This window comes from Pseudomonas sp. SIMBA_068 (assembly GCF_046534705.1).
GTDB classification, from domain to species: domain Bacteria; phylum Pseudomonadota; class Gammaproteobacteria; order Pseudomonadales; family Pseudomonadaceae; genus Aquipseudomonas; species Aquipseudomonas putida.
In genome coordinates, this window is the sequence record NZ_JAWRYI010000024.1 from 1 (window position 1) to 6,878 (window position 6,878).

A 6,878-nucleotide genomic window follows, 5' to 3' on the forward strand; every position below is an offset into this window, starting at 1 on the left:
GTGACCGTGACCCTGTCCAATGGCCAGACCATCACTGTTGAGGCCGGCAAAACCCAGGGCAGCGTTGATTTCCAGACTCCGGCGAATGACGTCTACAACAACGGCTCGACTGTCAGCGTCACCATCGAAAACGCCACCGGCGGTAACTTCGAGCAACTGACCCCGAACCCGACTCCGGCTCAGACCACGATCAACGATTCGGTCGACACCACCACCGCAACCCTGACGGCGAGCCCGTCGGTGACCGAAGGTGGCGTAATTACCTACACCGTGACCCTGAGCAACCCTGCCCAGACTCCGGTGACCGTGACCCTGTCCAATGGGCAGACCATCACTGTTGAAGCGGGCAAAACCCAGGGTAGCGTCGACTTCCAGACCCCGGCGAACGACGTCTACAACAACGGCTCGACCGTCAGCGTCACCATCGAAAACGCCACCGGCGGCAACTTCGAGCAGCTGACCCCGAATCCGACCCCGGCTCAGACCACGATCAACGATTCGGTAGACACCACCACCGCAACTCTGACGGCGACCCCTTCGGTGACCGAAGGTGGCGTAATCACCTACACCGTGACCCTGAGCAACCCTGCCCAGACTCCGGTAACCGTGACCCTGTCCAACGGCCAGACCATCACCGTTGAGGCTGGCAAAACCCAGGGCAGTGTCGACTTCCAGACCCCTGCGAACGACGTCTACAACAACGGTTCGACTGTCAGCGTCACCATCGAGAACGCCACCGGCGGTAACTTCGAGCAGCTGACCCCGAATCCGACCCCGGCTCAGACCACGATCAACGATTCGGTAGACACCACCACCGCAACTCTGACGGCGAACCCGTCGGTGACCGAAGGTGGCGTAATCACCTACACCGTGACCCTGAGCAACCCTGCCCAGACGCCGGTGACCGTTACGCTGTCCAACGGGCAGGTAATCACCATCGAAGCTGGCAAAACCCAGGGCAGTGTCGACTTCCAGACCCCTGCGAACGACGTCTACAACAATGGTTCGACCGTCAGTACCACGATCACCGGCGCTACCGGTGGCAACTTCGAGCAACTGACGCCGAACCCGACTCCGGCTCAGACCACGATCAACGATTCGGTCGACACCACCACCGCGACCCTGACGGCTTCGCCAAGCGTCACTGAAGGCGGCGTGATCACCTACACCGTGACCCTGAGCAACCCTGCCCAGACTCCGGTGACCGTGACCCTGTCCAATGGCCAGACCATTACCGTTGAGGCCGGCAAAACCCAGGGCAGCGTCGACTTCCAGACCCCGGCGAACGACGTCTACAACAACGGTTCGACTGTCAGCGTCACCATCGAAAACGCCACCGGCGGTAACTTCGAGCAACTGACCCCGAATCCGACCCCGGCTTCGACTGTTATCAGCGACAGCATCGATACCGTAACCGTAAGCATCGTCAGCAACGGCAATGTGACCGAAGACCAGCAACCTTCCTTTACTGTGAAAGTAAGCCAGGCGCTGGACCGCCCGTTGACCGTAACTCTGTCGAACGGCGACACCGTGACGATCGAAGCCGGTAAGACCGAAGTCGAGTACAAGACCCCGGCTCAGGGCGATGACGTCTATCAAGACGCTGGATCCATCACCCTCAGCGTTACCGACGCTACCGTTCCAGGCGCCACCTTCGAGAAGCTGGACTTGGGTGGCCCGGCTACCGTTGAGGTCTCGGACACTGTCAGTGAAGTTGTGGCCAAGCTGACCGCGACCCCTTCGGTGACCGAAGGCGGCGAAATCACCTACACCATCACCCTGACCAACAAAGATGGCCTGCCGATCAACAACCAAGGTGCCTTGACCTTTACGCTGAGCGACGGCAAAACCGTCATCACCGTACCGGCCAATGGCACCAGCGGTTCGATCACCGTCACTGCTCCTGACAACGTCTACGTCGGCAGCAACACCCCGGTGGTGCAGTCGATTGCGACTGTTGCGGGCGCGGATGTCGGCAAGTTCGAACAGCTGACCCTGGACCAGACCCCGGTCAGCACTACTGTCACCGACGAACCAGGTTCGGGCACTCCGGGCACCGGTAACCAGGGCGACCTGGTCCAAGTCACCATTACTGCCGACCAGACTTCGGTGGCCGAGAACGTCAAACCGACGTTCACCGTGCATATCAACCAACCGCTTGCTCACGACCTGGTCGTGACACTGAGCAACAACGCTCAGGTCACCATCAAGGCCGGCGAAACCAGCGCGCCGTACGAGCACGCTGCGCAGGGCGATGACGTTTACCAAGACGCCGGCGAAATTTCCCTCGGCATCAAGTCGGCGGTGGACGCCACCGGCGCTGCCTTCGAGAACCTGCAGTTGGGCGGTGACGCTTCGGTCAAAGTGACCGACACCATCGACGAAGTGGTAGCCAAGCTGACCGCGACGCCTTCGGTCACCGAAGGTGGCGAGATCACCTACACCATCACGCTGACCAACAAAGACGGTCTGCCGATCAACAACCATTCGGAGCTGTACTTCAAGCTGACCGATGGCACGACGGTTGTTGTGGCTGCCAACAGCACCACCGGTTCGGCCACTGCAACCGCACCGGATAACGTCTATGTTGGAGCTAACCAGCCGGTAGTTAACGCTATCGATGCCGTCAGCGGCGCGGATGCGTGGAAGTTTGAAAACCTGAACCTGGACAAGACCCCGGTCAGCACCCAGGTTACTGACGAGCCAGGCACCCCAGGCAACGAAGGCGATATCGTCAAGGTCACCATCACCGCTGACCAGGTATCGGTTGCCGAGAACGTCAAACCGACCTTCACCGTGCACATCAACACCGCCCTGGCCCACGACCTGGTCGTGACCCTGAGCAACAACGCCACAGTTACCATCAAAGCGGGCGAAACCAGCGCACCTTACGAGCACGCTGCACAGGGCGATGACGTCTACCAGGATGCCGGCGAAATCACCTTGGGCATCAAGTCGGCGGTAGACGCCACCGGCGCTGCCTTCGAGAACCTGCAGTTGGGCGGTGATGCTTCGGTCAAAGTGACCGACACCATCGACGAAGTTGTGGCCAAGCTGACCGCAAGCCAGTCGGTCACCGAAGGCGGCGAGATCACCTACACCATCACGCTGACCAACAAAGACGGCCTGCCGATCAACAACCATGCGGAGCTGTACTTCAAGCTGACCGATGGCACCACTGTTGTCGTCGCGGCCAACAGCACCACTGGCTCGGCCACTGCAACTGCGCCGGATAACGTCTATGTTGGCGCTAACCAGCCGGTAATTAACGCTATCGACGCCGTCAGCGGCGCGGATGCGTGGAAATTCGAAAACCTGAATCTGGACAAGACCCCGGTCAGTACCCAGGTTACCGACGAGCCAGGCACGCCGGGCAACGAAGGTGACATCGTCAAGGTCACCATCACCGCTGACCAGGTATCGGTTGCCGAGAACGTCAAACCGACCTTCACCGTGCACATCAACACCGCCCTGGCCCACGACCTGGTCGTGACCCTGAGCAACAACGCCACAGTTACCATCAAAGCGGGCGAAACCAGCGCACCTTACGAGCACGCTGCACAGGGCGATGACGTCTACCAGGATGCCGGCGAAATCACCTTGGGCATCAAGTCGGCGGTAGACGCCACCGGCGCTGCCTTCGAGAACCTGCAGTTGGGCGGTGATGCTTCGGTCAAAGTGACCGACACCATCGACGAAGTGGTGGCCAAGTTGACCGCCACCCCTTCGGTCACCGAAGGCGGCGAGATCACCTATACCATCACGCTGACCAACAAAGACGGCCTGCCGATCAACAACCATGCGGAGCTGTACTTCAAGCTGACCGATGGCACCACTGTTGTCGTCGCGGCCAACAGCACCACTGGATCGGCCACTGCAACTGCGCCGGATAACGTTTATGTCGGCGCTAATCAGCCGGTGGTCAACGCTATCGACGCCGTCAGCGGCGCAGACGCGTGGAAGTTCGAAAACCTGAACCTGGACAAGACCCCGGTCAGCACCCAGGTTACTGACGAGCCAGGTACTCCAGGCAACCCAGGCGGCAACAACGAAGGCGATATCGTCAAGGTCACCATCACCGCTGACCAGGTTTCGGTCGCCGAGAACGTCAAACCGACCTTCACCGTGCACATCAACACCGCTCTGGCGCACGACCTGGTCGTGACCCTGAGCAACAACGCTCAGGTCACCATCAAGGCCGGCGAAACCAGCGCGCCGTACGAGCACGCTGCCCAAGGCGATGACGTCTACCAGGATGCTGGCGAAATCACCTTGGGCATCAAGTCGGCGGTAGACGCCACCGGCGCTGCCTTCGAGAACCTGCAGCTGGGCGGTGATGCTTCGGTCAAAGTGACCGACACCATCGACGAGGTTGTGGCCAAGCTGACCGCGACCCCTTCGGTTACCGAAGGCGGCGAGATCACCTACACGGTTACCCTGACCAACAAAGACGGCTTGCCGATCAACAACCATTCGGAGCTGTACTTCAAGCTGACCGATGGCACGACGGTCGTTGTGGCCGCCAACAGCACCACCGGTTCGGCCACTGCAACTGCGCCGGACAACGTCTATGTCGGGACTAACCAGCCGGTAGTTAACGCTATCGACGCCGTCAGCGGCGCGGACGCGTGGAAGTTTGAAAACCTGAACCTGGACAAGACCCCTGTCAGCACCCAGGTTACTGACGAGCCAGGTACCCCAGGCAACGAAGGCGATATCGTCAAGGTCACCATCACCGCTGACCAGACCTCGGTGGCGGAAAACGTCAAACCAACGTTCACCGTGCACGTCAACCAGCCGCTGGACCACGATCTGGTCGTGACCCTGAGCAACAATGCTCAGGTCACCATCAAGGCCGGTGAGACCAGCGTGCCGTACACCCACGATGCGCAAGGCGACGACGTTTACAACGATGCCGGTGAGATCAGCGTTGGCATCAAGTCGGCGGTAGACGCTACCGGTGCGACCTTCGAGAGCCTGGAGTTGGGCGGCGCTGCGAAAGTGGATGTCACCGACACCACCGACGAGGTCGTGGCCAAGCTGACCGCGACCCCTTCGGTTACCGAAGGCGGCGAGATCACCTACACCATCACCCTGACCAACAAAGACGGTCTGCCGATCAATAACCACGGCGCCCTGACCTTCACGCTGAGCGACGGCAAGACCGTCATCACCGTACCGGCCAATGGCACCAGCGGTTCGATCACCGTGACTGCTCCGGACAACGTCTATGTCGGCAGCAACCCAGCGGTAGTCAACTCGATTGCGACCGTTGCGGGCGCTGATGTTGGCAAGTTCGAGCAACTGACCCTGGACAAAACCCCGGTCAGCACTCAGGTCACTGACGAGCCAGGTACTCCGGGCAACCCAGGTACCCCAGGCGGCAACAACGAAGGCGATCTGGTCAAGGTCACCATCACCGCCGACCAGACGTCGGTCGCCGAGAACGTCAAACCGACGTTCACCGTGCACATCAACCAGCCGCTGGACCACGACCTGGTCGTGACCCTGAGCAACAACGCTCAGGTCACCATCAAAGCCGGCGACACCAGCGCGTCGTACCAGCACGCGGCACAAGGTGATGACGTTTACAACGACGGCGGTGAAATCAGCGTTGGCATCAAGTCCGCTGTGGACGTTGATGGTCGTACCTTCGAAAATCTGGAGCTCGGCGGCTCGGCGAAGGTCGACGTCACCGACACCACCGACGAAGTTGTAGCGAAGCTGACCGCGACGCCTTCGGTCACCGAAGGCGGCGAGATCACCTACACCATCACCCTGACCAACAAAGACGGCCTGCCGATCAACAACCATGGCGCGCTGACCTTCACGCTGAGCGACGGTAAAACCGTCATCACCGTACCGGCCAATGGCACCAGCGGTTCGATCACCGTCACTGCTCCGGACAACGTCTACGTTGGCAGCAACCCAGCGGTGGTCAACTCCATCGCGACCGTTGCGGGTGCTGATGTTGGCAAGTTCGAGCAACTGACCCTGGACAAGACCCCGGTCAGCACCACCGTCACTGACGAGCCAGGTACCCCGGGCAACCCAGGTACCCCAGGCGGCAACAACGAAGGCGATCTGGTCAAAGTCACCATCACGGCCGACCAGACGTCGGTAGCGGAAAACGTCAAACCGACGTTCACCGTGCACATCAACCAGCCGCTGGACCACGACTTGGTCGTGACCCTGAGCAACAACGCTCAGGTCACCATCAAGGCCGGCGACACCAGCGCGCCGTACGAGCACGCTGCACAAGGTGATGACGTTTACAACGACGCTGGCCAGATCAGCCTGGGCATCAATTCGGCGGTAGACGCCACCGGCGCTACCTTCGAGAACCTGCAACTGGGCGGTGCCGCTACCGTTCAAGTGACCGACACCACCGACGAAGTTGTGGCCAAGCTGACCGCCACCCCTTCGGTCACCGAAGGCGGCGAGATCACCTACACCATCACCCTGACCAACAAAGACGGCCTGCCGATCAACAACCATGCGGAGCTGTACTTCAAGCTGACCGATGGCACCACTGTTGTCGTCGCGGCCAACAGCACCACTGGATCGGCCACTGCAACTGCGCCGGATAACGTTTATGTCGGCGCTAATCAGCCGGTGGTCAACGCTATCGACGCCGTCAGCGGCGCAGACGCGTGGAAGTTCGAAAACCTGAACCTGGACAAGACCCCGGTCAGCACCCAGGTTACTGACGAGCCAGGTACTCCAGGCAACCCAGGCGGCAACAACGAAGGCGACCTGGTCAAGGTCACCATCACCGCTGACCAGGTTTCGGTCGCCGAGAACGTCAAACCGACGTTCACCGTGCACATCAACCAGCCGCTGGACCACGACCTGGTCGTGACCCTGAGCAACAACGC

At 60.4% G+C, this 6,878-nt stretch carries 1 protein-coding gene; it reads left to right on the top strand.

The features are described from left to right. Positions 1 to 6,878, top strand: a 6,878-nt coding sequence (locus tag SB756_RS27855; RefSeq protein ID WP_410912713.1) for an immunoglobulin-like domain-containing protein, incomplete at both ends; no start/stop codon positions are given.